Source organism: Burkholderia sp. IDO3 (assembly GCF_003366075.1).
Classification (GTDB): Bacteria; Pseudomonadota; Gammaproteobacteria; order Burkholderiales; family Burkholderiaceae; genus Burkholderia; species Burkholderia anthina.
Genome location: NZ_CP028963.1, coordinates 3,039,860 through 3,063,580 on the forward strand (window position 1 = coordinate 3,039,860; position 23,721 = coordinate 3,063,580).

General features: G+C 68.7%; 22 protein-coding genes and 1 riboswitch. Of the genes, 15 read left to right on the forward strand and 7 right to left on the reverse strand.

Annotated elements, in window-relative coordinates; genetic code table 11:
* Nucleotides 1–59 precede the first annotated feature (59 nt).
* Entirely contained in the window at nucleotides 60–1,700 is a 1,641-nt protein-coding gene (locus tag DCN14_RS28910; protein ID WP_096507212.1) for a gamma-glutamyltransferase family protein, read from the reverse strand.
* Between the two features lie 213 nt (nucleotides 1,701–1,913).
* Here DCN14_RS28910 and DCN14_RS28915 point away from each other — a divergent pair, with 213 nt between their 5' ends.
* Nucleotides 1,914–2,693 carry a DeoR/GlpR family DNA-binding transcription regulator gene (locus DCN14_RS28915; protein ID WP_096507133.1) on the forward strand — a complete coding sequence of 260 codons (780 nt, stop codon included), beginning with the start codon at nucleotides 1,914–1,916 and terminating at the stop codon, nucleotides 2,691–2,693.
* A 302-nt stretch (nucleotides 2,694–2,995) separates the two neighbouring features.
* On the forward strand, nucleotides 2,996–3,193 hold the full coding sequence (locus DCN14_RS28920) for a hypothetical protein (RefSeq protein ID WP_044846784.1): 198 nt from the start codon (nucleotides 2,996–2,998) through the stop codon (nucleotides 3,191–3,193).
* An 89-nt stretch (nucleotides 3,194–3,282) separates the two neighbouring features.
* Here DCN14_RS28920 and DCN14_RS28925 read toward each other — a convergent pair whose 3' ends face one another.
* Complete coding sequence (locus tag DCN14_RS28925; RefSeq protein ID WP_172441930.1) at nucleotides 3,283–3,651, reverse strand: hypothetical protein; 369 nt, start codon at nucleotides 3,649–3,651, stop codon at nucleotides 3,283–3,285.
* A 163-nt stretch (nucleotides 3,652–3,814) separates the two neighbouring features.
* On the opposite strand from DCN14_RS28925, the gene glpD reads away from it, so the two are divergent.
* The 3 genes from glpD to DCN14_RS28940 all read left to right on the forward strand — a co-directional run bounded on the left by glpD (nucleotide 3,815) and on the right by DCN14_RS28940 (nucleotide 7,743).
* Complete coding sequence (glpD, locus tag DCN14_RS28930) at nucleotides 3,815–5,338, forward strand: glycerol-3-phosphate dehydrogenase (RefSeq protein WP_096507130.1); 1,524 nt, start codon at nucleotides 3,815–3,817, stop codon at nucleotides 5,336–5,338.
* 104 nt (nucleotides 5,339–5,442) lie between these two features.
* Nucleotides 5,443–6,945 (forward strand): glycerol kinase GlpK, encoded by a 1,503-nt coding sequence (gene glpK / locus DCN14_RS28935; protein WP_096507129.1) that lies wholly within the window; start codon nucleotides 5,443–5,445, stop codon nucleotides 6,943–6,945.
* Between the two features lie 81 nt (nucleotides 6,946–7,026).
* On the forward strand, nucleotides 7,027–7,743 hold the full coding sequence (locus DCN14_RS28940; protein WP_096507128.1) for an MIP/aquaporin family protein: 717 nt from the start codon (nucleotides 7,027–7,029) through the stop codon (nucleotides 7,741–7,743).
* 15 nt (nucleotides 7,744–7,758) lie between these two features.
* Here DCN14_RS28940 and DCN14_RS38135 read toward each other — a convergent pair whose 3' ends face one another.
* Nucleotides 7,759–8,064 (reverse strand): hypothetical protein, encoded by a 306-nt coding sequence (locus DCN14_RS38135; protein ID WP_143331703.1) that lies wholly within the window; start codon nucleotides 8,062–8,064, stop codon nucleotides 7,759–7,761.
* Here DCN14_RS38135 and DCN14_RS28945 point away from each other — a divergent pair.
* A complete protein-coding gene (locus tag DCN14_RS28945; RefSeq protein ID WP_096507127.1) occupies nucleotides 8,063–8,749 on the forward strand; it encodes an HAD family hydrolase in 687 nt (228 codons plus the stop codon). The genes DCN14_RS38135 and DCN14_RS28945 overlap by 2 nt on opposite strands.
* Before the next feature lie 88 nt (nucleotides 8,750–8,837).
* Here the strand turns inward: DCN14_RS28945 and ribB are convergent, their stop codons facing one another.
* The 3 genes from ribB to DCN14_RS28960 form a co-directional block, all read right to left on the reverse strand.
* The gene (gene ribB, locus DCN14_RS28950; protein ID WP_096507126.1) at nucleotides 8,838–9,548 is read right to left on the reverse strand and encodes a 3,4-dihydroxy-2-butanone-4-phosphate synthase; all 711 of its coding nucleotides are present in this window, start codon (nucleotides 9,546–9,548) and stop codon (nucleotides 8,838–8,840) included.
* A gap of 118 nt (nucleotides 9,549–9,666) precedes the next feature.
* Nucleotides 9,667–9,815: riboswitch (FMN riboswitch) on the reverse strand.
* A 186-nt stretch (nucleotides 9,816–10,001) separates the two neighbouring features.
* Complete coding sequence (locus DCN14_RS28955) at nucleotides 10,002–10,685, reverse strand: XRE family transcriptional regulator (RefSeq protein WP_096507125.1); 684 nt, start codon at nucleotides 10,683–10,685, stop codon at nucleotides 10,002–10,004.
* 236 nt (nucleotides 10,686–10,921) lie between these two features.
* Complete coding sequence (locus DCN14_RS28960; RefSeq protein WP_096507124.1) at nucleotides 10,922–12,097, reverse strand: MFS transporter; 1,176 nt, start codon at nucleotides 12,095–12,097, stop codon at nucleotides 10,922–10,924.
* Nucleotides 12,098–12,242: 145 nt separating this feature from the next.
* Between DCN14_RS28960 and DCN14_RS28965 the strand changes: the two genes are divergently transcribed.
* The 8 genes from DCN14_RS28965 (at nucleotide 12,243) to lnt (ending at nucleotide 20,629) form a co-directional block, all read left to right on the forward strand.
* Nucleotides 12,243–13,166, forward strand: coding sequence for a LysR family transcriptional regulator (locus DCN14_RS28965; protein ID WP_096507123.1), 924 nt, complete (start codon nucleotides 12,243–12,245; stop codon nucleotides 13,164–13,166).
* 285 nt (nucleotides 13,167–13,451) lie between these two features.
* Complete coding sequence (gene miaB, locus DCN14_RS28970; protein WP_096507122.1) at nucleotides 13,452–14,825, forward strand: tRNA (N6-isopentenyl adenosine(37)-C2)-methylthiotransferase MiaB; 1,374 nt, start codon at nucleotides 13,452–13,454, stop codon at nucleotides 14,823–14,825.
* Nucleotides 14,826–14,858: 33 nt separating this feature from the next.
* A complete protein-coding gene (locus DCN14_RS28975) occupies nucleotides 14,859–15,905 on the forward strand; it encodes a PhoH family protein (RefSeq protein ID WP_096507121.1) in 1,047 nt (348 codons plus the stop codon).
* A gap of 152 nt (nucleotides 15,906–16,057) precedes the next feature.
* Nucleotides 16,058–16,834, forward strand: coding sequence for an rRNA maturation RNase YbeY (ybeY, locus tag DCN14_RS28980; RefSeq protein WP_096507120.1), 777 nt, complete (start codon nucleotides 16,058–16,060; stop codon nucleotides 16,832–16,834).
* A 14-nt stretch (nucleotides 16,835–16,848) separates the two neighbouring features.
* Nucleotides 16,849–17,481 carry a gamma-glutamylcyclotransferase gene (locus tag DCN14_RS28985; RefSeq protein ID WP_096507119.1) on the forward strand — a complete coding sequence of 211 codons (633 nt, stop codon included), beginning with the start codon at nucleotides 16,849–16,851 and terminating at the stop codon, nucleotides 17,479–17,481.
* Nucleotides 17,472–17,705, forward strand: a complete 234-nt coding sequence (locus DCN14_RS28990) for a hypothetical protein (RefSeq protein ID WP_096507118.1) — start codon at nucleotides 17,472–17,474, stop codon at nucleotides 17,703–17,705. Before DCN14_RS28985 ends, DCN14_RS28990 begins: the two co-directional genes overlap by 10 nt.
* A gap of 286 nt (nucleotides 17,706–17,991) precedes the next feature.
* A complete protein-coding gene (locus DCN14_RS28995) occupies nucleotides 17,992–18,879 on the forward strand; it encodes a transporter associated domain-containing protein (protein WP_096507117.1) in 888 nt (295 codons plus the stop codon).
* 52 nt (nucleotides 18,880–18,931) lie between these two features.
* The gene (gene lnt, locus DCN14_RS29000) at nucleotides 18,932–20,629 is read left to right on the forward strand and encodes an apolipoprotein N-acyltransferase (protein WP_096507116.1); all 1,698 of its coding nucleotides are present in this window, start codon (nucleotides 18,932–18,934) and stop codon (nucleotides 20,627–20,629) included.
* A gap of 99 nt (nucleotides 20,630–20,728) precedes the next feature.
* On the opposite strand, the gene DCN14_RS29005 is transcribed toward lnt, so the two are convergent.
* Nucleotides 20,729–22,366, reverse strand: coding sequence for a hypothetical protein (locus DCN14_RS29005; protein ID WP_096507115.1), 1,638 nt, complete (start codon nucleotides 22,364–22,366; stop codon nucleotides 20,729–20,731).
* A gap of 335 nt (nucleotides 22,367–22,701) precedes the next feature.
* Between DCN14_RS29005 and glyQ the strand changes: the two genes are divergently transcribed.
* Nucleotides 22,702–23,706 carry a glycine--tRNA ligase subunit alpha gene (gene glyQ / locus DCN14_RS29010; protein ID WP_080681364.1) on the forward strand — a complete coding sequence of 335 codons (1,005 nt, stop codon included), beginning with the start codon at nucleotides 22,702–22,704 and terminating at the stop codon, nucleotides 23,704–23,706.
* The last annotated feature ends 15 nt before the right edge of the window (nucleotides 23,707–23,721 follow it).

Genomic DNA, 23,721 nt, shown 5'->3' on the forward strand with positions numbered 1-23,721 from the left:
CCAAACGAAACGGGCGGCCATCCGGCCGCCCGTCGTGCCACGAGACTGGAAGCGTTCCGTCAGAAACCGGCCGCCAGCCCGTCGCGACGGCTGTCGCTCGCGGCCACGTAGCCGCGCTCGGGATCGTCCGGATCGAGGCGCCACACGAACTGCCCCGAACCGAAATCCATGTAAGGGTCGTCGATCGACTTGATCGTATGGCCACGCGCGGCGAGCGCATCGACCGTGTCGCGGTTCATCGTCGCCTCGACGTCGAGCGTGAAGTCGCGATTGACCTTCCAGCGCGGCGCGCAACATGCGGCCTGCGGCTGCTGCCCGTAGCCGAGCATCCGCACGATGGTCTGCAGATGGCCCTGCGGCTGCATGTCGCCGCCCATCACGCCGAAGCTCATCACGGCCTCGGTGCGGCCGTTCGCTTCCTCGGTGACGAACGCCGGGATGATCGTGTGGAACGGCCGCTTGCCGCCCGCGACGACGTTCGGCGACGCCGGGTCCATCGAGAAGCCGTGCCCGCGGTTCTGCAATGCAATGCCGGCGCCGGGCACGACGAGGCCCGAACCGAAGCCCATGTAGTTCGACTGGATGAAGCTCACCATCATCCCGCGCTCGTCCGCGGCCGACAGATAGATCGTGCCGCCCGAATGCGGCCGGCCGGCCGCGAAGTGCGTCGCGCGCGAGCGGTCGATCAGCTTCGCGCGCGCCGCGAGATACGCGTCGTCGAGCATCTGCTCGGGCGTCACTTCCATCGCGCGCGGATCGGCGACGTAGCGATAGACGTCCGCGAACGCGAGCTTCATCGCCTCGATCTGCAGGTGCTGCGAGTCGGCAGAATCGACGGGCCATTCGGTCACGCCCGCATGCTCGGCGATGCCGAGCGCGATCAGCGCGGCAATGCCCTGCCCGTTCGGCGGAATCTCGTGAATCGTATGGCGGCCGAAGCGCTTGCCGATCGGCTCGACCCATTCCGGCCGGTACGCGCGCAAGTCGGCTTCGGTCAGCGCGCCGCCGCCTTCGCGCGAGAACGCCGCGATCTGCTCGGCGAGTGCGCCCTCGTAGAAGGCGCGCGCGCCTTCCTTCGCGAGCGTGCGCAGCGTCCGCGCATGGCCCGGCAGGCACATGCGTTCGCCGACGAGCGGCGCGCGCCCGCGCGGCATGAAGGTCTCGGCGAAGCCCGGCAGCCCCTGCAACTCGGGCACCGCGGCCGCCCACTTGTGCGCGACGATCGGCGACACCGCATAGCCGCGCTCGGCGATCTCGATCGCCGGCTCGAGGAGATCCGCGAACGGCAGCGAGCCGAACTTCGCATGCAGCGCTTCCCAGCCCGCGATCACGCCCGGCACCGTGACGGTATCCCAGCCGCGCGTCGGCTTGTTCGCGATGCCGTTCGCGCCCTCGCCGTGGCGCTTGCGGAAATAGTCGGGGTTCCACGCGGCAGGCGCGACGCCCGACGCATTCAGCCCCGACAGCCGCTCGCCGTCCCACACCAGCGCGAACGCGTCGCCGCCCAGCCCGCACGACACGGGCTCGACCACCGTGATCGCGGCCGCGGCGGCCAGCGCCGCGTCGACGGCGTTGCCGCCCTTCCACAGCATCCGCAGCCCGGCCTGCGCGGCGAGCGGGTGCGACGTCGACACGACGTTGCGTGCGAACACCGGGATGCGGGTCGTCGGATACGGGTTGTGCCAGTTGAAGCCAGTCATCGGTTCTACCTCGTCGAAAGCTGAATGAATGCGCGCCCGCGCGTGCGGGCAGTCCGCCATTGCAGCGCGATCCAGGCAATCATGCAAATTCATTTGTCACATCAATCCATGCGATTTGCACATGAATCGCCGGCAACCGTGCGCGGCAGGCCGGTCGAACGCCCTTCCCGCCCTTACAATAGCCGCTCCGCCTTACGATCCGACCGCCGAGCCATGACCCGAGATCCTCGCCTCACCCTCAACGCGCGCCAGCAGGAATTGCTCGAATGGGTGCAGCGCGACGGCTTCGTGACCGTCGACGATCTCGCTGCGCATTTCGCGGTCACGCCGCAGACGATCCGCCGCGACGTGAACTGGCTCGCCGACCTGAACCTGCTGCGCCGCTACCACGGCGGCGCGAGCCTGCCGACCAGCTCGGAGAACGTGTCGTACACCGCGCGCCAGCGGATGTTCCACGACGAGAAGCGGCGCATCGCGGCGCTCGCGGCGTCGCACATCCCCGACCAGGCATCGCTGTTCATCAACCTCGGCACGACGACCGAGGAAGTCGCGCGCGCGCTGAACCGCCATCACGGGCTGCACGTGATCACGAACAACCTGAACGTCGCGTCGATGATGAGCGGCTACCCCGATTGCGAGGTGCTGATCACGGGCGGCATCGTGCGGCCGTGGGACAAGGGCATCGTCGGCGAACTCGCGATCGACTTCATCCGCCAGTTCAAGGTTGACTACGCGATCATCGGCACGTCGGCGATCGAGGCCGACGGCACGCTGCGCGACTTCGACACGCGCGAGGTGCGCGTCGCCGAAGCGATCATGCAGCATGCGCGCACCGTCTATCTCGTCGCCGACCATTCGAAGGTCGGCCGCCCCGCGCTGGTGCGCCAGGGGCATCTGAGCCAGGTGCATGCGCTCTTCACCGACAAGCCGCTGCCGCCCGAGATGGCCGACGCGATCGCGGCCGCCGGCACCCAGGTGTACGTCGCGGAATGACGGTTGCGATGCTGCACCGCACCCAAAACCTCAAGTGAAATCAAGAAGTTGGCGCGCCAGCCGAACCGCTTGCAGCAGGCGTGCCTGTCAAACTGAAAATTAACGGGGCACGATTTGTCGTTGCCCGCGCGCTCGACTAGACTCCAGTTCCCCGGCCCGTTCGCCCGATCCGCCTGTGCCAAGGCGTGTGCGAATCTCAAGGCCGGCGAATACAGCTTTCCCCCCAAGCCATACCCCGCGGGGTATCGCGCACCGGCGTTTGCGCCGGCCGCGCGGGCAAACCGGTTGCCATGGAGAGAACGATGCTGAGTCCGCATGAATTCGCCACGCTACTGCTAGTGAAGGACGCCCCCGATCACGGCGACATGGATCGCGATGAACTCGACGCGCTGCTCGAACAGCAGCTCGTGCGACTGGAAGGGCTGGGATCGGGACGCAAGTACTGCGTGACCGAAACCGGCGACGCCGCGTTGCGATCGATCAAATGCCGCTATTCGTGAAGTCCCGCTGTTCCTGACCCGGGCGCGCCGGCCGGATTCCCGGCCGTGGCGCGTTCCCCGCTCGTTCCGCCTCCCGCAGCTTTCCCGCGTCAGCCGCCGCGCAGCGTCGGATCTACCGCGGCCCGCCAGCTCACCGCCTGCGCACGCGCGCCGTTGAAATACGCGACCCAGCCGGCGCGCCCCGCCGCATCCGGCGCCGCATAGTGCGTCGAAAGTTCGTTTACGAACGCACAATAGTTCGCTTGCGTCAGCCCGCGATACCGTTTCGCGACGTACGCGTCGTACAGCGTCGAATAGACCGGCTGCGCGTCCGCGCCCCAGTCGCGCGCGGCGCCGCCGCACGACGTCTGCAGGTCGACGAACGACGGCGCACGCCAGTTGCCGGCCAGCGGCGGCGTGCCGGTGGTGCAGCCTGCCAGAACGACGGCGCACGCGCCGGCCCACATCCCAATACGCATGATTCACCTCGCGAAACGGTCGATTCCGCCAGTATCGTCCGGGATCGCGTCGCGCGCTACTGGCCCCGCTTTTTCGAACTTTACTTTTTCGATTTCGTTCGTTAAATTTCGAATTCGAACATTTCATGTTCGCCAATTTCCATCAGACGATAAGGACAGCAGGGTGACCCAACCGAATCGCTACGATCTGCTCGTCGTCGGCGGCGGCATCAACGGCGCGGGCATCGCGCGCGATGCGGCCGGCCGCGGCCTGTCGGTCCTGCTCTGCGAGCAGGACGACCTCGCGTCGCACACGTCGTCGTGCAGCACGAAGCTGATTCACGGCGGCCTGCGCTATCTCGAATACAACGAGTTCGGACTGGTGCGCAAAGCGCTGCAGGAACGCGAGACGCTGCTGCGCGCGGCGCCGCACATCATGTGGCCGCTGCGCTTCGTGATGCCGCACATGCCGAACCTGCGGCCGGCGTGGCTGATCCGCATCGGCCTGTTCCTCTACGATCACCTCGCGAAACGCGAACTGCTGCCGGGCTCGCGCGGCATCGACATGCGCCGCCATGCGGCCGGCGCGCCGCTGATCGACTCGATCAAGCGCGGCTTCGTGTATTCGGACGGCTGGGTCGACGACGCGCGCCTCGTCGTGCTGAACGCGCTCGATGCGCAGGAGCGCGGCGCCGAGATCCTGACGCGCACGAAGCTCGTATCCGCCGAACGCCACGGCGACGAATGGGAAGCCCGGCTGCAGCACGCGGACGGTTCGATCCGCGTCGTGCACGCGCGTGCGGTCGCGAACGCGGCCGGCCCGTGGGTCGGCGACGTGCTGCACGGCGCGCTCGGCCGCGGCGCGCATCACAGCGTGCGGCTCGTGAAGGGCAGCCACATCATCACGCGGCGCCTGTTCGATCACGACCACGCCTACATCTTCCAGAACCCGGACAAGCGGATCATCTTCGCGATTCCGTACGAACACGACTTCACGCTGATCGGCACGACCGACGTCGAGTACACGAGCGATCCCGCGAAGGTCGCGATCGACCGCGACGAGACGCAGTATCTGTGCGAGTCGATCAACCGCTACTTCAAGCGCAAGATCTCGCCGGCCGACGTGCACTGGACCTATTCGGGCGTGCGCCCGCTGCTCGAGGACGAGAACGCGGCGAACGCATCGGCCGTCACGCGCGACTACCGCCTCGAGATGGACGACGGCGCCGGCGCGCCGCTGCTGTCGGTGTTCGGCGGCAAGATCACGACGTTCCGCAAGCTCGCCGAAGAAGCCGGCGACATGCTGTGCCGCGCGCTCGGCCGCGACGCGAAGACGTGGACGGCCGGCGCCCCGCTGCCGGGCGGCGACATCGCGAACGCGAAGTTCGACGCCTTCGCCGCCGCGTTCGCGAAACGCCATCCGTGGCTGCCTGCCGCGCTTGCGCGCCGGTATGCGCGTGCGTACGGCACGCGTGCGGAGCGCGTGATCGACGGCGCGAAGTCGCTCGCCGACCTCGGCGCGGAAATCGCACCGGGCATTCACGACGCCGAACTGCGCTACCTGCGCGACGTCGAATGGGCGACCTGCGCGCAGGACGTGCTGTGGCGCCGCTCGAAGCTCGGCCTGCACGTCACGCCGGGCACGCTCGACGCCGTGACGGCCGCGGTCGACGCTTGGTTCGCCGCCGCGCACGCGCCGCACGCCTGATTCCGATTGCAGTAGCAGTTGCGTTACCGACGTTGATTCACCGACGCGCCGCCACACGCGGCGCGCATCACAACTACGCCAATCCACGGATGGAGATGAGAGACATGCAGGATCAGTACATCCTCGCGCTTGACCAGGGCACGACGAGCTCCCGCGCAATGCTGTTCGATCGCCAGGGCAACATCGTATCGATCGCCCAGAAGGAATTCGAACAGATCTACCCGCAACCCGGCTGGGTCGAGCACGACCCGCAGGAAATCTGGTCGACGCAAGCGGGCGTCGCCGCCGAAGCGGTCACGCGCACCGGCCTGAACGGCACGTCGATCGCCGCGATCGGCATCACCAACCAGCGCGAGACGACGATCGTCTGGGATCGCGAGACGGGCCAGCCCGTGTACAACGCGATCGTCTGGCAGGACCGCCGCACCGCCGACTTCTGCGATTCGCTGAAGAAGCAGGGCCTCGAAGCGAAGGTGCGCGCGAAGACCGGCCTGCCGATCGACTCGTACTTCTCCGCCACCAAGATCCGCTGGATCCTCGACAACGTGCCGGGCGCGCGCGAGAAGGCGCGCCAGGGCAAGCTCGCCTTCGGCACCGTCGACAGCTGGCTCGTGTGGAACTTCACGAAGCACGAGTTGCACGTGACCGACGTGACGAACGCGTCGCGCACGATGCTGTTCAACATCCACACGCGCGAGTGGGACGGCGAGCTGCTCGAACTGCTCGACATCCCGCGCAGCATGCTGCCGGAAGTGAAGGCGTCGTCGGAAATCTACGGCCACACGAAGACCACGGTGTTCGCGTCGAAGATCCCGCTCGCGGGCATCGCCGGCGACCAGCACGCGGCGCTGTTCGGCCAGATGTGCACGACCTCCGGCATGGTGAAGAACACCTACGGCACCGGCTGCTTCCTGATGATGAACACCGGCAACAAGCCGATCGAGTCGAAGAACAACCTCGTGACGACGATCGCCTGGCAGATCGGCGACGACGTGCAGTACGCGCTCGAGGGCAGCATCTTCATCGCGGGCGCGGTCGTGCAGTGGCTGCGCGACGGCGTCGGCATCATCAAGACGGCCGCCGAAATCGAAGCGCTCGCCGCGAGCGTGCCGCACACCGACGGCGTCTATCTCGTGCCGGCGTTCGCGGGCCTCGGCGCGCCGCACTGGAACGCACGGGCACGCGGCTCGGTGTTCGGCGTCACGCGCGGCACGACGTCCGCGCACCTCGCACGCGCGGCGCTCGATGCGATCGCCTACCAGTCGCTCGATGTGCTGGCCGCGATGGAAGCCGACTCGGGCATCAGCATCGGCGAACTGCGCGTGGACGGCGGCGCAAGCGCGAACAACCTGCTGATGCAGTTCCAGGCCGACCTGCTCGGCGTCGACGCGGTGCGTCCGCAGATCACCGAGACGACCGCGCTCGGCGCGGCCTACCTCGCGGGCCTCGCGATCGGCTACTGGAAGAACCTCGACGAAGTGCGCAGCCAGTGGCAGCTCGATCGCCGCTTCTCGCCGTCGATGCCGAAGGAGCAGGTCGAACGCTGCATGGCCGGCTGGCAGCGTGCGGTGCGCGCCGCCAAGGCGTGGGCCGACGACGCGCAGTAATCGCAAACAATCCAGAGAAATACAACAACATCGGCGGACCGCGCAGCGCGCGAGTCCGCCGCGACTTACGAGAGACAAATCATGTCACCTTATATTGCGGAATTCATCGGCACTGCGATCCTCGTGCTGCTCGGCAACGGCGCGGTCGCAAACGTGCTGCTGGCGAAGACCAAGGGCAAAGGCGCGGACCTGATCGTGATCGTGATGGGCTGGGCGATGGCCGTGTTCGTCGCCGTCTACGTGACCGCGTCGTTCAGCGGCGCGCACCTGAACCCGATCGTGACGATCAGCCTGGCGCTCGCGGGCAAGTTCGCGTGGTCGAAAGTCGGCGGCTACATCCTCGCGCAGATGCTCGGCGGGATGGCCGGCTCGCTGCTCGTGTGGCTCGCGTATCGTCAGCACTTCGCGAAGGAAGTCGACGCCGACCTGAAGCTCGCGGTGTTCTGCACGGCGCCCGCGATCCGCAGCGTCACGCACAACGTGCTGACCGAAGCGATCTGTACGTTCGTGCTGATCCTCGGCGTGCTGTATCTGGCGTCACCGCAAGTCGGCCTCGGCGCGCTCGACGCGCTGCCCGTCGGCCTCCTGGTGCTCGGCATCGGCATCTCGCTCGGCGGCCCGACCGGCTATGCGATGAGCCCGGCACGCGACCTGTCGCCGCGCATCATGCATGCGCTGCTGCCGATTCCCGGCAAGCGCGACAGCGACTGGCGCTATGCGTGGGTGCCGGTGATCGGCCCGCTGCTCGGCGGCGCCGCGGCCGCCGGCCTGTATCTGCATCTGCACGCGATGGCCTGATCGCGCTGCGATTCTTCACATTCGCCACATTCGGCGCGCGGCATCGGTTGCCGCGCGCGACCCGCATTCTCCTGCCCTCGCACCTTCGCCGCCACCGATCGCCCGCGGCCGGCACCAAAGGCTTCCGCTTCGCACCCGGACAGCAACCGCCGCCGGCGTCGCGTCGATCGCGCGCTCGACCCGCATCCGCGCCACGCGTGAGCGGCACGGGATCGACGCGACGGTGAAAGCGGCCGGCCGAACGGCTCGCGGCGCATCGGCGAAAGCACGTATCATGGCGGCATGATCGGCGTCGCCGACACCCCGCTTCTTCACCATCATGCTCGATCACCTCATCTGCGACTGCGACGGCGTCCTCGTCGACAGCGAAGTCATCGCCGACCGCGTCCTGCTCGAAACGCTGTCCGCCACGTTCCCGCACCTCGATTTCGAAGCCGCCGCAAAATCCGCGTTCGGCCAGCAGACATCCCGCTTTCTCGCCGGACTCGAAGCGCACTTCGCGATCCGGATGCCCGAGAACTTCATCGAAACCATCGAGCACAACATCGAGATCGCGCTCGCTCAGTCGCTCGCGCCGATCACCGGCGTGCGCGATGCGTTGCTGAAGGTCGGCCTGCCGGCCGCGGTGGTCTCGAACAGTCGGCTCGTGCGCGTACGCAACTCGCTGAAGCGCGCGTCGCTGACCGAAATCTTCGGCGAGCGCGTGTTCAGCTCCGAGCAGGTCGCGCGGCCGAAGCCCTACCCCGACGTGTACCTGCATGCAGCGCAAACACTTGGCGTCGCGCCGGCGCGCTGCATCGTCGTCGAGGACAGCGTATCGGGCCTGAACGCCGCACGCGCGGCCGGGATGAAGACGATCGCGTTCGTCGGCGCGAGCCACATCCCCGACAACTACGCGGACGCGCTGCGCGCGATGGGCATCACGCGGATCATGCGCAAGATGGATGAACTGCCGGCGCTCGTCGCGGCCGGCCAGCGCGGCGAATTCGGCGACGTGCAGTCCTGACGGCCGGCGCGCGTGCGCCGATGCGCGCACGCCGTGTCTGTCGCGGGCGCATCGATGCGCCCGCTGTCTTCCCCCGCTGCCCTCCCCGTCAGGCCGGTTCGCAGCAACGCTCGCGCGCAGCCGCCAGCGCCTCGCGGAATTCGACCAGCTCGGCGATCGTCAGCATCGGCAGACCGTGCTGCTGCGCGAAACGCTCGACGTCGTCGCCGCGCGTCATCGTGCCGTCCGGATTCATCAGCTCGCACAGCACACCCGCCGGCTTCAGGCCCGCGAGAATCGACAGGTCGACCGTGCCTTCGGTATGGCCGCGGCGCGCCAGCACGCCGCCCGGCTGCGCACGCAACGGGAATACGTGGCCGGGGCGCACGATGTCGTACGGCTTCGCATCGTCGGCGATCGCCGCGCGAATCGTCGTCACGCGGTCGGCCGCGGACACGCCGGTGTGCACGCCTTCGCGCGCCTCGATCGAGACGGTGAATGCGGTGCCGTTACGGCTCTCGTTGGTCTGCACCATCGGCGGCAGCTCGAGCGCGCGCACCTGGTCGTCGGTCAGGCACAGGCACACGATGCCGCTGCATTCGCGGATCAGCAGCGCCATCGTCTCGGGCGTGATGCGCTCGGCGGCGACGATCAGGTCGGCCTCGTTTTCGCGGTCGTGATCGTCCTGCAACACGACGGCACGGCCCGCGCGCATCGCGTCGAGCGCGGCGGCGATGCGCGGCGGCACCGGTTCGGAATCGAGCAACGGGAGATCGGCAAAGGCGTCGGACGGTGCCGACGAAACGGACATCAAGGACATGTGAAACGCTCCTCGCAAATACGATTTGGGCGAAAAACGTTTCAGGGCATTGCAAACAGACAGAACGACAACCCGCTTCGCACGGATGGCAAAGCGGCCCTGACGGACATGACTATCTGCACATCTTCTCTCATCCGGACTGTGACCGTCGGCTCTGGCATTCGACCAGATCTGCTGACCCCGCGCGGATGCGCGGGCGCTCGCGGGCTCGCCGGCTTTCGCCAGCCTACCGCCGGTGGGGAATTTCGCCCCGCCCTGAAGACGCACTGATGCCGGCCGGGGGCTACCCGTGACCGGCAGGCCAAGCATACATCAGCTGCGCGCACCGCGCAGCGAACCACACCTAAAACCTTACTGACGACGCCGTCTAACGGCATCGTCCAAACGACCGATACCGGGCGCCGGGCGCCCGTCCGGAACGCGACAGGCGCGGGCCCGGCTTCGGCCGAAACATCAGCCGGCCGCGTGTGCGGCGTCGGGCACGAGCCAGCGCGGCGGCACCTCGGGGCTCACCGTCACGCGAAACGCGCGCGCTTCGCTGTCGCCCGGGTTGCGCAGGCTGTACGGCTGGTCGGCGTCGAACACGATTGCGTCGCCGGTCGCGAGCAACTGGCGGCGATCGTGCACGCTGACTTCGAGCGTCCCCTCGCTGACGACCAGGTTCACCGTCGTGCCGGGCGCGCGGCGCGCGCCGGGCTCCGTATGCAACGGCGCGATCCGCAGCTCGTGGAACTCGGCGGCGGCCGGTTCGCCTTCCGGATACAGCGCACGTGCCGAAAAACGGCCGTTCGAACTGACGACGCGCGACGCACGCTCGGCCGCCAGGTGCTCGAAGCCGTTCACCGCGTGCCGACGCAGAAACGCGGCGACCGACACCTTCAGCGCCGCGGCGATCTTGCAGAGCACCTTGATCGACGGCACGCTGCGCGCCGACTCGATCTGCGCGAGCATCGCACGCGATACACCGGACAGCCGCGCGAGCGCATCGAGCGACAGTTGCCGCTCGGCGCGCAAACGCGCGAGGTTCACGCCGACGACCTGCTCGAGGACATCGAGCGACGCGGACGTCCGCGCGTCGGCGGCATCGCCGGACTCGAAGGAAGACACGCCGCGCACCAGCGCCAGGGGTGAAGACATAGCATTGCCTCCGGGCCGCCGCGCGGCCCTGCAAATGGGGTAAACCGGAATCGGGTTGCGCCACGAACAGCGCGTATCGAGACGCTATCACCCGCCCCCCGGCCGGCAAACGAAGTTATCTTCACACCGTTATCAGCATCGCGGAGGAATGCGTTTCTCGCGAACCTTTTCCTGCCGCTGCGGCGTCGATCCGGCACCGAAGGAGGCGCCGGTCGATGCGCCGCTCGTCACACCGCTCAATGCGCCGCCGGTGCCGCACCGCGCGCCGGTGTGCGCGCATCGAGCCGCATCGCGATCCACGTGACGACGAGCGCCGCGAACGTCACCGCGACGGCGACCCACGGCAACGCATCGAGTGCGAAGCCGTGTTCCAGCGCGAGCCCGCCCAGCCACGCGCCGCCCGCGTTGCCGACGTTGAACGCGCCGATGTTCAGCGTCGATGCGAGATGCGGCGCGCTCGCGGCCTTCTCGACCACGCGCGCCTGCAGCGGCGGCACCGTCGCGAACGCGGCGATCCCCCACACGAACACGGTCACGGCGGCCGCGACCGGCAGGTGGCTCGTCTTCGCGAACACGGCCATCACCGCCATCAGCGCGACGAGAATCGCGAGCAGCGACGGCATCAGCGCGCGGTCGGCGAGCTTGCCGCCGAGCATGTTGCCGATCGTCAGCCCCGCGCCGAACAGCACGAGGATCAGCGCGACCGCGCGCGGCGAATAACCGGACACGCTCTCGAGAATCGGCGCGATGTACGTGAACACCACGAACACGCCGCCGAAGCCGAGCACGGTCATCAGCAGTGCGAGCCACACCTGCGGCTCCTTCAGCACGCGCACCTCGCGGCCAAGGCCGACCGGCCCGCTGTCGTGCCGGTTCGGCACCAGCAGCGCGACGCCGCCGAGCGACAGCACGCCGAGCGCGGCGACGATCCAGAACGACGCGCGCCAGCCGAGCAACTGGCCGACGAACGTGCCGAACGGCACGCCGAGCACGTTCGACAGCGTGAGGCCGGTGAACATCAGCGCGATCGCGCTCGCACGCTTGTCGGCCGGCACGAGCGACGCGGCGACCACCGCGCCGATCCCGAAGAACGAGCCGTGCGCGAACGACGTGACGACGCGCGCGACCATCAGCATCGCGTAGCCGGACGCGGTCGCGCACAGCACGTTGCCGACGATGAAGATCGCCATCAGCAGTTGCAGCGCGGCCTTGCGCGGCATGCGGCTCGTCAGCACGGCGAGCAGCGGCGCGCCGACCGCGACGCCGAGCGCGTAGCCCGTGACCAGCAGCCCGGCCGACGGCAGCGACACGGCGAGGTCGTGCGCGACTTCGGGCAGGAGCCCCATGATGATGAATTCGGTGGTGCCGATGGCAAACGCGCTGATCGCGAGCGCCAGTAACGGGATGGGCATGACGTTCTCCGGAAGGCGGCGGATGCGGCGTCGGATCGGTGCCGCACCGCACAAAAAGAGGATGTGCGCGCATTGTCCCGAATACGCCTATCTTTGATAATTGGCGTGGCATTTGAACCATTTTCAAAAAACAGTGAAAAATCCGATGGATCGACTGGGCGATATCCGGCTGTTCGTCGAGGCGGCGGAACTGGGCAGCCTGTCCGCCGCCGGGCGCAAGCTGAACCTCACGCCGGCCGCCGCGAGCGCGCGCCTCGCGAAGCTGGAGGCGGCGGTCGCCACCCGGCTGTTCGACCGTTCGACCCGGCGGTTGCGGCTCACCGACGAGGGCCGCCTGTACCTGAACGGCTGCCGGCAGGCGTTGCAGGCGCTCGACGACGCAAACGCGCTGCTGCAGGCCGGCCGCAACGTCGTCGGCGGCCGGGTGCGGCTGTCGGCGACGTCCGATTTCGGCCGCCGCCGGCTGCTCGACTGGCTCGACGAATTCACCGCGCGCTACCCGGACGTGACGTTCTCGCTGACGGCGTCCGACTCGACGGTGAACCTGTGGCAGGACGAGATCGACCTCGCGATCCGTTTCGCCGCGCCGCCCGACGGCGCGCTGATCGCCCGCCGGCTCGCCGAGGACCGGCGCGTGCCGTGCGCGGCGCCGTCGTTCGTCGAACGCCACGGCGAGCCGCGCGATCCGCACGATCTGGCCCGCTTTCCCTGCAACGTGATCACGGTAGCGTCCGGGCCGATGAACGCGTGGCGCTTCACGCGCGGCGACGACACGCAGACCTGCACGGTGCCGCTCGCCACCGCGTTCGAGACCAACGACGGCGGCCTCGCCCGCGAGTGGGCGCTGCGCGGGCGCGGCATCGTGCTGAACTCGATCTGGGATGTCGCCGACGACATCCGCGCCGGGCGGCTCAAGGTCCTGCTGCCCGACTGGCGGCACCAGAGCGCGCCGCTGCACGCGATCTATCCCGGCAAGCGCTACATGGCGCCGCGCGTGCGCGTGCTGCTCGACTTCCTCGTCGAACGCTTCGCGCGCGAGGAAGCGGCGCACGACGACCTGCTCCGCTGACGGCCGCCGCCGCGGCTGGCCACGTGCCGTTTCGGGGTCGGAGCGCGACGAACGGCGTCGCGCGGCTGCAACCCGCCGGCCGCTCCAGGCAGCGCGTAAAGCTATAATGGAAGGCTTTCCCGACGGCTTTTCACCGCAGTTCACGACAGGCTCGACGCGCGCTGCGCGCCCCGGTCCGCCCTTCGGCGCCGGCAGGCGTCGGCCCGAGCCGCTGCTCCGGCAGCAGCCGTCCCGATTCACCCTTGACGACGCCCCCAGGTCAACCACTGCGAACGGCGAATCCCCATGACCAAGAAAGTTTACGTAAAGACCTTCGGCTGCCAGATGAACGAGTACGACTCGGACAAGATGGTGGATGTGCTCAATGCGGCCGAAGGCCTCGAAAAGACCGATACCCCGGAAGACGCGGACATCATCCTGTTCAACACGTGCTCGGTGCGTGAGAAGGCGCAGGAAAAGGTGTTCTCCGACCTCGGCCGCGTGCGCGAGCTGAAGGAAGCGAAACCGGGCCTGCTGATCGGCGTCGGCGGCTGCGTCGCCAGCCAGGAAGGCGCGTCGATCGTGTCGCGTGCACCGTACGTCGACCTCGTGTTCGGCCCGCAAACCTTGCACCGCCTGCCGCAGATGATCGACCAGCGCCGCGCGAGCGGCCGTGCCCAGGTCGACATCACGTTCCCCGAGATCGAGAAGTTCGACCACCTGCCGCCCGCGCGCGTCGAGGGGCCGAGCGCGTTCGTGTCGATCATGGAAGGCTGCTCGAAGTACTGCAGCTATTGCGTCGTGCCGTACACGCGCGGCGATGAAGTGTCGCGCCCGCTCGACGACGTGCTGACCGAAGTGGCCGGCCTCGCCGACCAGGGCGTGCGCGAAGTCACGCTGCTCGGCCAGAACGTGAACGCCTACCGCGGCGCGCTGACGGCAGGCTCCGCCGAGATCGCCGATTTCGCGACGCTGATCGAATACGTAGCCGACATCCCCGGCATCGAGCGGATCCGCTACACGACGTCGCACCCTAAGGAATTCACGCAGCGCCTGATCGACACGTACGCGAAGGTGCCGAAGCTCGTGAGCCACCTGCACCTGCCCGTCCAGCACGGCTCCGACCGCATCCTGATGGCGATGAAGCGCGGCTACACGGTGCTGGAATACAAGTCGGTGATCCGCAAGCTGCGCGCGATCCGCCCGGACCTGTCGCTGTCGACCGACATGATCGTCGGCTTCCCCGGCGAGACCGAGGACGATTTCGACAAGATGATGGCGCTCGTGCACGACATGAGCTACGACACCAGCTTCTCGTTCATCTACAGCCCGCGCCCCGGCACGCCGGCCGCGAACCTCGCCGACGACACGCCGCGCGAAGTGAAGCTCAAACGCCTGCAACATCTGCAGGCGACCATCGAGGAAAACGTCGCACGCATCAGCCAGTCGATGGTCGGGAAGGTCGAGCGGATCCTCGTCGAGGGTCCGTCGCGCAAGGACCCGAACGAACTGTCGGGCCGCACCGAGAACAACCGGGTCGTGAATTTCCCGGCGCCGCTCGCGTCGCACCCGCGCCTGATCGGCCAGATGATCGACGTGAGGATCAACCATGCGTACCCGCACTCGCTGCGCGGCGAGCTGCTGCTCGTGAGCGACGAAGCGAGCACGGCCACCCACTGACCGATTGACGCTCAACAGGAGCCCGACGCTACTTTGAAGACCGTCCAAGCACTGGAATTCACCGCGCCGCGCGACGACAACGCGCGCCTCGCCAATCTCTGCGGCCCGCTCGACGAGAACCTGCGGCAGATCGAACAGGCGCTCGACGTCACGCTCGCGCGGCGCGGCCACCGGATCACGATCCGCGGGCGCGGCGCAAAGCTCGCGCTCGCCGCACTCGAGAACTTCTACAACCGTTCGCGCGATCCGCTGTCGGTCGACGATATCCAGCTCGCGCTGGTCGAGGTGCGTCACACCGCCGGCAACGGCCGCCAGGACACGCTCGACGTACGGTTCCGCGGCGACCCCGATCATCCGTTCGACGAACCGGGCGTGCAGATCGACGACGACAATCCCGACGAGGAACCGGCACCGAAGCTCTACACGCGGCGCGCCGACCTGCGCGGCCGCACGCCCGCGCAGCGCGAATACCTGAAGCAGATCCTGCAGCACGACGTGACGTTCGGCATCGGGCCGGCCGGCACCGGCAAGACCTACCTCGCGGTCGCGTGCGCGGTCGACGCGCTCGAGCGCGACCAGGTCAAGCGGATCGTGCTGACGCGCCCGGCCGTCGAGGCCGGCGAGCGGCTCGGCTTCCTGCCGGGCGATCTCGCGCAGAAGGTCGATCCGTACCTGCGCCCGCTGTACGACGCGCTGTACGACCTGCTCGGCTTCGACAAGACCGCGAAGATGTTCGAGCGCCAGATGATCGAGATCGCGCCGCTCGCGTACATGCGCGGCCGCACGCTGAACCACGCGTTCATCATCCTCGATGAGGCGCAAAACACCACGCCCGAGCAGATGAAGATGTTCCTCACGCGGATCGGCTTCGGCTCGAAGGCCGTCGTGACCGGCGACACCAGCCAGGTCGACCTGCCGCGCGGACACAAGAGCGGCCTCGTCGAGGCGCAGCAGGTGCTCGGCGGCGTGCGCGGCATCGCGCTCACGCGCTTCACGAGCGCGGACGTCGTGCGCCACCCGCTCGTCGCGCGCATCGTCGAGGCTTACGACGACTTCCACGCTCAGCACAAGGACGCGTGAAGCACCGGCGGCGCCCGCGCGCCGCACCGGCCAACGGCCCGGCCCGCCCGACGGCGCGCCGAGCTTTTTTTCGCCCGCGCGCGGCCGGTTCGAATTCGGGTGCGATCGGCCGTTTGGTGTATCCTCAACGCGTCCCAATCGCCTCACCCGTCATGAAATCTTCCCGCTCCCGCAAGTCCGGTCGCGACCAGTCCGCCGCGCCCGATTCCCCCCGTGTTTCGCTGTTCGATGCGAAGGGCAAAGCCCGGACCATCAGCGCACAAGGACTGCGAATCGACTTCCCGGACGGCCGCAGCCTGATGTTCGACCTGTCGGGCAGTTCGGGCGAGGCGGCCGTCGCGATCGTCGCGCAGCACAACGACCCGGCGATGCGCGCGAAGCTCGCGCTGCAGCCCGAGCACTACGACAGCGTGACGCTGCACGTGGGCGCCGAGCTCGCGCCGCGCGAAGAGGAACTGGAAGCCGAACTGCGCGAACCGGAACTCGACCTGTCCGTGCAGTACGGCGACGAGATCGCCGGCGACGTGCGCAAGGCGCTCCCCAAGCGCAAGCTGATCGCCGAGTGGATCGAACCGGCGCTGTTCGCCAGCGCGCAGCTGACCGTGCGCTTCGTCGGCGAGGAAGAAGGCCGCACGCTGAACGCCGGCTACCGCCACAAGGACTATCCGACCAACGTGCTGACCTTCGCGTACGACGCGGCGCCCGACGGCACCGTGATCGGCGACCTCGTGCTGTGCTGCCCGGTCGTCGAGAAGGAAGCGCACGAACAGGGCAAGCCGCTCACGGCCCACTACGCGCACCTGCTGGTGCACGGCGCGCTGCATGCGCAAGGCTACGATCACGAGACGAGCGACGAGGACGCGGCCGAAATGGAAGCGCTCGAAGTCGACATCCTCGCGAAACTGGGCTTCCCGAACCCGTACCAGTAAGCACCGCCTGCACCATGCACCACGCCGCGATACTGCCGCCCGCCTACCCGCCGTCGATCGGCGACGGACGGCTGCTGACGGAAGACGAGCTCACGGCGTCGCTCGCGCACACGATGCGCGACTGGGACGGCCAGCAGGATCTGTGGCTGTTCGGTTACGGCTCGCTGATCTGGAACCCCGGGCTGCCGACCGTCGCCGCCGTGCGCGGCAAGGTGCACGGCTACCATCGCGGGCTCTACCTGTGGTCGCGCGTGAACCGCGGCACGCCCGAACGTCCGGGGCTCGTGCTCGCGCTCGATCGCGGCGGCTCGTGCTCGGGCATCGCATTCCGGCTCGCGGGCCCCACCGCGCAGCCGCATCTCGAAACCTTGTGGAAGCGCGAAATGCCGATGGGCTCGTACCGGCCCGCATGGCTGCCGTGCTCGCTCGAGACCGGCGAACGCGTGAACGCGCTCGCGTTCGTGATGCGCCGCGACGTGCCGACCTACACCGGCAAGCTGACCGACCCGGTCGTGAAGGAGGTGTTCGACTGCGCGGCCGGCCGCTACGGGACGACGCTCGACTACGTGAGCCGCACCGTGGACGCGCTGCGCGCGAGCGGCATCCCCGACCGCGCGCTCGAAGGGCTGCTCGCGCGATGCCGGTAACGTCCGACCGGCACATCGGCGTCCCGCCGGCGGTCGTCGGCGCGGGACGCGCATCCGGACCCAAAACCGCTCCGCGGCAACCGTCACGCCGTTCGCGCTGCAGGCTCGCCGCGCTGATCGTCGCCGCGAGCGTCGCGCTGTCCGGCTGCGGCCTGCTCGGCTGCGGCGGCGCCGCGACCAACGGCGCGGCTGCCGGCGGCTGCTCGGCCGGCATGCGCTTCTGAACCCCGCGCCGGCGCGGCGCGACGAAATGCCGCCGTGCCGCGCTGCCGCCCGAGCGGCCGGCCACCGCCGGCGCCCGATTTTTGCCGCCGCTGCCCCGGCGACCCTTTCTGAGATACGATGGATATGAAGGACGGCGCCGTGCGCGGCATGGCCGTCCCCGAGCGGGGCTCGCGCGGGCCGCCTGAGCCCGGCCGGACGGCCGGTGTGACACGGCCGCGCCATGCCCTTGGTGTATCCTTGCCTACTCCGTGACAGCGCGCCCCGGCATGACCCGGGCGCACCACCATGAACGATTCGTATCCCAGTCGAAAGCCCACCGACAAACCGCAAGAAAAGCGCTCACTGCTCGAGCGCCTGACCGACTTCATCTCGCCCGAGCCGGAATCCCGGACCGAGCTGCTGGAAATCCTCCAGGACGCCCACGAACGCAACCTGATCGACGCCGATTCGCTGTCGATGATCGAAGGCGTGTTCCAGGTATCCGACCTGTGCGCCCGCGACATCATGGTGCCGCGCGCACAGATGGACGCGATCAACATCGCGGACAAGCCTGAAGACTTCATCCCGTTCGTCCTCGAGAAGGCGCACTCGCGCTACCCGGTGTACGAGGAGAATCGCGACAACGTGATCGGCGTGCTACTCGCCAAAGACCTGCTGCGTTTCTATGCCGAAGAGGAATTCGACGTGCGCGGGATGCTGCGTCCCGCCGTGTTCATCCCCGAATCGAAGCGCCTGAACGTGCTGCTGCACGACTTCCGCGTGAACCGCAACCACCTCGCGATCGTCGTCGACGAATACGGTGGCGTCGCGGGCCTGATCACGATCGAGGACGTGCTCGAACAGATCGTCGGCGACATCGAGGACGAATACGACTTCGACGAAGAAGCCGGCAACATCATCTCGGGGCCGGACGGCCGCTACCGCGTGCGCGCGCTGACCGAGATCCAGCAGTTCAACGAGACGTTCGGCACCGATTTCCCCGACGACGAAGTCGACACGATCGGCGGCCTGATCACCCATCATTTCGGCCGCGTGCCGCATCGCGGCGAGAAGCTGCAGCTCGGCAACCTCGTGTTCGAGATCCAGCGCGGCGATGCGCGCCAGGTCCACGTGCTGCTGGTGCGCCGCAACCCGCTCGCGAGCCGCCGCGCCGAAGCCTCGCACGAGGACTGACCGTCTCGCGCCGGCCGCGCCTCCTTCAACCGCTCGCCCCCTTCCGCTTCACATGGACGATCCGATCCCGTCCCGCCCGGCTGGCGGTCTTCTCGCGCCGGCGCCCGGCCGCGCGCTGCCGCGCTGGCACTACCCGGCCGCGCTGCTCGCCGGCGCGGCCAATACGCTCGGCTTCGCGCCGACGCCGCATGGCGGCTGGCTGCAGCTCGTCGTATTCGTCTGGTTTTTCGCGCAGCTGACACGCACGTCGAGCTGGCGCGGCGCCGCGCTCACCGGCGGCGCGTTCGGCTTCGGCAACTTCATCAGCGGCATCTGGTGGCTCTACATCAGCATGCACGTATACGGCGAAATGGCGGCGCCGCTCGCGGGCGGCGCGCTGGTGCTGTTTTCGCTGTACCTGTCGCTGTACCCCGCGTTCTCGGCCGGGCTGTGGTCGTTCTGCGCGGGCCATGCGTGGCATCGCCGTACCCCCGATCCGCGGCCGTTCTCGCCGACCTGGCACGGCGCATTCGCGTTCGCCAGCGCGTGGGCGCTCGGCGAATGGCTGCGCGGCACCGTGTTTACCGGCTTCCCGTGGCTCGCGAGCGGCTACCCGCAGGTCGACGGCCCGTTCGCGGGCTTCGCGCCGGTCGTCGGCGTGTACGGGATCGGCTGGGTGCTCGCGCTGTTCGCCGCGCTGGTCGTGCAGGCGCTCGTCGCCGCGCGCCGCGCGCCCGCGAATGCGGACGAACAAGGCGCCGGCGGCAACGCGCGCGTGCGGATTGCCGCGCCGGCCGCCATCGCCGTCGCGCTGGTCGCCGCCGGCCTCGGGCTGTCGCAGGCCACGTGGACCGTGCCCGCGAACGCGCCGCTCACCGTGCGGCTGCTGCAGGGCAACGTGAAGCAGGACATCAAGTTCGAGGAAGCGGGCATCGACGCGGCGATCAAGATGTACCAGCAGATGATCGTCGAGAAGCCGGCCGACCTGATCGTCACGCCGGAGACCGCGATCGCGGTGATGATCCAGGAACTGCCCGAGCCGTTCGCCGTCGCGATCCGCAAGTTCAGCGACACGACGGGCTCGGCCGTGCTGTTCGGCGCGGTCGGCGCGTCGGTGACGCCGGACGGCCGCTACGTCGACTACACGAACAGCCTGTACGGCGTGACGCCGCACTCGCGCGACATCTATCACTACGACAAGCACCATCTCGTGCCGTTCGGCGAATTCATCCCGTGGGGCTTCCGGTGGTTCGTCGACCTGATGAAGATGCCGCTCGGCGATTTCGCGCGCGGCGCGCCGGTGCAGAAGCCGTTCTTCGTGCACAACCAGCCGGTGATGGCCGACATCTGCTACGAGGACTTGTTCGGCGAGGAAATCGCCGCGACGATCCGCGACAATCCGCAACCGCCCGGCGTGCTCGTCAACGTGACGAACCTCGCGTGGTTCGGCGACACGATCGCGCTCGACCAGCACCTGCAGATCGCGCGGATGCGCGCGCTCGAAACGGGCCGGCCGATGCTGCGCTCGACCAACACCGGGATGACGGCCGCGATCGACGCGCACGGCCGCGTGCTCGGCCAGTTGAAGCCGTTCACGATCGGCTCGCTCGACGTGCGGATCGAAGGCACGAGCGGCTTCACGCCGTACGTGACGAGCGGCAACAACATCGTGCTCGCGGTGTCGCTGGTGCTGCTCGCATTCGGCTTCACGTTCGGGCCCGGCCTGCGCCGCCGCAACGGCGCGAAGACCGGCGACGACCGCAACGCCTGACGCATCGGGCGGCCGTCGCGCGCTGCGCGGCGGCCGCTGCCCCGGCCTGCGGTTCGGCCCGGGTGCCGAAGCCTCGGCGTGATTCCTTCGAAGCGCCGGTCAACGCTTGCGCTTCGCCTCCTCCACCACCCCGCGCAAATCCCGCGCAAGCGCGTCCATCACCGGCGCCCATGCGCCGAACGCCGGCTGCCGGTACAGCGTGGCGGTCGGATACCACGGGCTGTCCGTGCGTTCGAGCAGCCACGGCCAGTGCGGATTCACGTCGAGCAGCACCCACGTGCGCGCGCCGAGCGCGCCCGACAGGTGCGCAACCGACGTGCACACCGTGATCACCAGATCCAGCGCGCCGATGAACGCGGCCGTATCGTCGAAACTCTTCAGTTCGGCCGTGCGGTCGTCGATCGCGAAGCCGGCCGCGCGCGCCGCGGCGACGTCCGCTTCCGCGCCCGGCTGCAGCGAATGGAATGCGACACCGTCGATGCCGCGAAACGCGCTCGCATAGCGCTCGAGCCCGACGCGCCGGAACGGGTTGCGCTGGTGCCCCGCGCTGCCCGTCCACACGAGCCCGACCTTCAGCCGGCCGTCGCCCGCGAGCCGCGCGCGCCACGCGTCGCGCGCGCGCGGCTCGGCGTGCAGGTACGGCACCGATGCATCGAGCGTCGACGCCTGCGTCCCGAGCAGCAGCGGCAGGCCGATCAGCGGCACTTCGTAGTCGAATGGCGGCAGCGCGTCGACGCCGCCGCCCGCGCTGAACGCGTCCGCGTGCGCGCCGAGGCTGCGCGCCATCAGCGTGCCGACCTGCGGGAACGTGTTCCAGACGAGCCGGCCGCCCTCACGGTGCACGCGCTCGGCGAGCGGCGCGACGTAGCGGCTGAACTGCAGCACGTCGCCGAGCCCCTGCTCGCCCCACACGAGCAGCGTCTTGCCCGCGAGCGGCTCGCCGCGCCAGCGCGGGCCGGGCAGCACCGGCAGGCGGCCGCGCAGTTCGCCGGCACCGTCCCAGCGCGCCTCGTGGCCGCGCCAGCCGTCCGCGTAGTTGCCGCGCACGAGCTGGATGATCGCGAGGTTGAAACGGAACGCCGCGTCGTCGGGCGCCAGCTCGCACGCGCGCGTCGCGTAGCGCTCGGCGTCGTCCCAGCGCTGCGCCTCCTTCATCGTCATCGCGATATTGTTCAGCGCGAGTGCGTTGTCGGGCGCGATCTCCGCGAGCCGTGCGGCGCACACGAGCGCACCGTCGAGATCCTGCATCGCGAGCCGCGCGACGACGAGGTTGATCCACGCCTGCACGTCGTGCGGATCGGCCTCCGCGGCCGCGGCGAGCAGCGCGATTTCCTCGCGGCGATCGCCGCCCGACAGACGCAGCGCGACCGCGAGGTTGTTGCGCAGCGACGGCCAGCCGGGGTCGAGCGCGAACGCCGCGCGGTACGGCGCGACGGCGTCGGCGTGACGGTCGAGCATCTGCAGCGCGTAGCCGTGATTGAAGCCGGCGCCCGCGCCCGGGTGAAGGCGCGCCGCGCATTCGGCCAGCGCGAGCGCGTCGGCCTTGCGCTGCCGCGCGACCAGCGTCGAGGTCAGCCGCGCGAGCGCGGTCATGTCGGTCGCGTGCAGATGACCGGCGGCGCTCAGCCACAGATCGTACGCGGCGCGCTCGCCGCGCGCGTGCGCGTCGGCGGCCCGGCCGAGCAGCGCGAGCAGCGGCGGCAGCAGCGGAATGAGGAGGTCGTTCGAGTCGTCCATGCGCTCCGGGAATCGGCAATCGGTCGCGCGACAACGGCCGCGCGCACCGCGATACGCGCATCTTAACGCCCGCGGGAACCGCTGCCGCAAGCGCATCGCGAACGCCGTCGCGACGCAGCGCCCGAGGCCGCGCCGGGCGCGTCGGCGCCCCGCACGAATGCGGCGAAAATACCGTCGACGGCCCCTTCGTCCGCGTTCCGGCCGCATCCGGTCGCCGATCCGGTAAAATTGCACGTTTCAGCACACTAACAAGCCGCGCCGCCGCGCGAGCCGACCCTCCGGGCCCCGCCCGGAGCGCCGCCCGCAACGGAGCGCCAGCGCCACGAAGGCTCTTCATGCTTACGTTTCAGCAAATCATCCTGACGCTGCAGTCCTACTGGGACAAGCAGGGTTGCGCCCTGCTCCAGCCCATCGACATGGAAGTCGGCGCGGGTACGTCGCACGTCCACACGTTCCTGCGCGCGGTCGGCCCCGAGCCGTGGCGCGCCGCCTACGTGCAACCGTCGCGCCGCCCGAAGGACGGCCGCTACGGCGAGAACCCGAACCGCCTGCAGCACTACTACCAGTACCAGGTCGTGCTCAAGCCGGCGCCGGAAAACATCCTCGACCTGTACCTCGGCTCGCTCGCGGCACTCGGCTTCGACCTGAAGCAGAACGACGTGCGCTTCGTCGAGGACGACTGGGAGAACCCGACGCTCGGCGCATGGGGCCTCGGCTGGGAAGTGTGGCTGAACGGGATGGAAGTCACGCAGTTCACGTATTTCCAGGAAGTCGGCGGCCTCGAATGCAAGCCGGTGCTCGGCGAGATCACGTACGGCCTCGAGCGCCTCGCGATGTATCTGCAGAAGGTCGAGAACGTGTACGACCTGGTCTGGACCGAGTGGGAAGAGCAAGGCCCGAACGGCCCCGAGCTGCGCCGCCTGTCGTACGGCGACGTCTACCACCAGAACGAGGTCGAGCAGTCGACCTACAACTTCGAGCACGCGAACGTCGACCTGCTGTTCACGTTCTTCAACAGCTACGAAGCGGAAGCGAAGAAAATGATCGACGCGCAGCTCGCGCTGCCCGCGTACGAACTCGTGCTGAAGGCCGGCCACACGTTCAACCTGCTCGACGCGCGCGGCGCGATCTCGGTGACGGAACGTGCGGCGTACATCGGCCGCATCCGCGCGCTGTCGCGTCTCGTCGCGCAGGCTTACTACGACTCGCGCGAGAAGCTCGGCTTCCCGATGCTCGGCAACCCGCCGGGCGTGCCGGGCCTCACCACCGACGCCCAGGACGCCGCACAACCGGCATGGGCGCCGCCGCTGAAGGTCGAACGCAAGATCGATCAGGACTGACGAGACGAGATTTAT

Excerpts from the sequence above, each read along its gene's own strand:
- DCN14_RS28910 (WP_096507212.1), bottom strand. The coding sequence starts at position 1,700 with ATGACTGGCTTCAACTGGCACAACCCGTATCCGACGACCCGCATCCCG.
- DCN14_RS28915 (WP_096507133.1), top strand. The coding sequence starts at position 1,914 with ATGACCCGAGATCCTCGCCTCACCCTCAACGCGCGCCAGCAGGAATTG.
- DCN14_RS28920 (WP_044846784.1), top strand. The coding sequence starts at position 2,996 with ATGCTGAGTCCGCATGAATTCGCCACGCTACTGCTAGTGAAGGACGCC.
- DCN14_RS28925 (WP_172441930.1), bottom strand. The coding sequence starts at position 3,651 with ATGCGTATTGGGATGTGGGCCGGCGCGTGCGCCGTCGTTCTGGCAGGC.
- glpK (WP_096507129.1), top strand. The coding sequence starts at position 5,443 with ATGCAGGATCAGTACATCCTCGCGCTTGACCAGGGCACGACGAGCTCC.
- DCN14_RS28940 (WP_096507128.1), top strand. The coding sequence starts at position 7,027 with ATGTCACCTTATATTGCGGAATTCATCGGCACTGCGATCCTCGTGCTG.
- DCN14_RS28945 (WP_096507127.1), top strand. The coding sequence starts at position 8,063 with ATGCTCGATCACCTCATCTGCGACTGCGACGGCGTCCTCGTCGACAGC.
- DCN14_RS38135 (WP_143331703.1), bottom strand. The coding sequence starts at position 8,064 with ATGATGGTGAAGAAGCGGGGTGTCGGCGACGCCGATCATGCCGCCATG.
- ribB (WP_096507126.1), bottom strand. The coding sequence starts at position 9,548 with ATGTCCTTGATGTCCGTTTCGTCGGCACCGTCCGACGCCTTTGCCGAT.
- DCN14_RS28955 (WP_096507125.1), bottom strand. The coding sequence starts at position 10,685 with ATGTCTTCACCCCTGGCGCTGGTGCGCGGCGTGTCTTCCTTCGAGTCC.
- DCN14_RS28960 (WP_096507124.1), bottom strand. The coding sequence starts at position 12,097 with ATGCCCATCCCGTTACTGGCGCTCGCGATCAGCGCGTTTGCCATCGGC.
- DCN14_RS28965 (WP_096507123.1), top strand. The coding sequence starts at position 12,243 with ATGGATCGACTGGGCGATATCCGGCTGTTCGTCGAGGCGGCGGAACTG.
- miaB (WP_096507122.1), top strand. The coding sequence starts at position 13,452 with ATGACCAAGAAAGTTTACGTAAAGACCTTCGGCTGCCAGATGAACGAG.
- ybeY (WP_096507120.1), top strand. The coding sequence starts at position 16,058 with ATGAAATCTTCCCGCTCCCGCAAGTCCGGTCGCGACCAGTCCGCCGCG.
- DCN14_RS28985 (WP_096507119.1), top strand. The coding sequence starts at position 16,849 with ATGCACCACGCCGCGATACTGCCGCCCGCCTACCCGCCGTCGATCGGC.
- DCN14_RS28990 (WP_096507118.1), top strand. The coding sequence starts at position 17,472 with ATGCCGGTAACGTCCGACCGGCACATCGGCGTCCCGCCGGCGGTCGTC.
- DCN14_RS28995 (WP_096507117.1), top strand. The coding sequence starts at position 17,992 with ATGAACGATTCGTATCCCAGTCGAAAGCCCACCGACAAACCGCAAGAA.
- lnt (WP_096507116.1), top strand. The coding sequence starts at position 18,932 with ATGGACGATCCGATCCCGTCCCGCCCGGCTGGCGGTCTTCTCGCGCCG.
- DCN14_RS29005 (WP_096507115.1), bottom strand. The coding sequence starts at position 22,366 with ATGGACGACTCGAACGACCTCCTCATTCCGCTGCTGCCGCCGCTGCTC.
- glyQ (WP_080681364.1), top strand. The coding sequence starts at position 22,702 with ATGCTTACGTTTCAGCAAATCATCCTGACGCTGCAGTCCTACTGGGAC.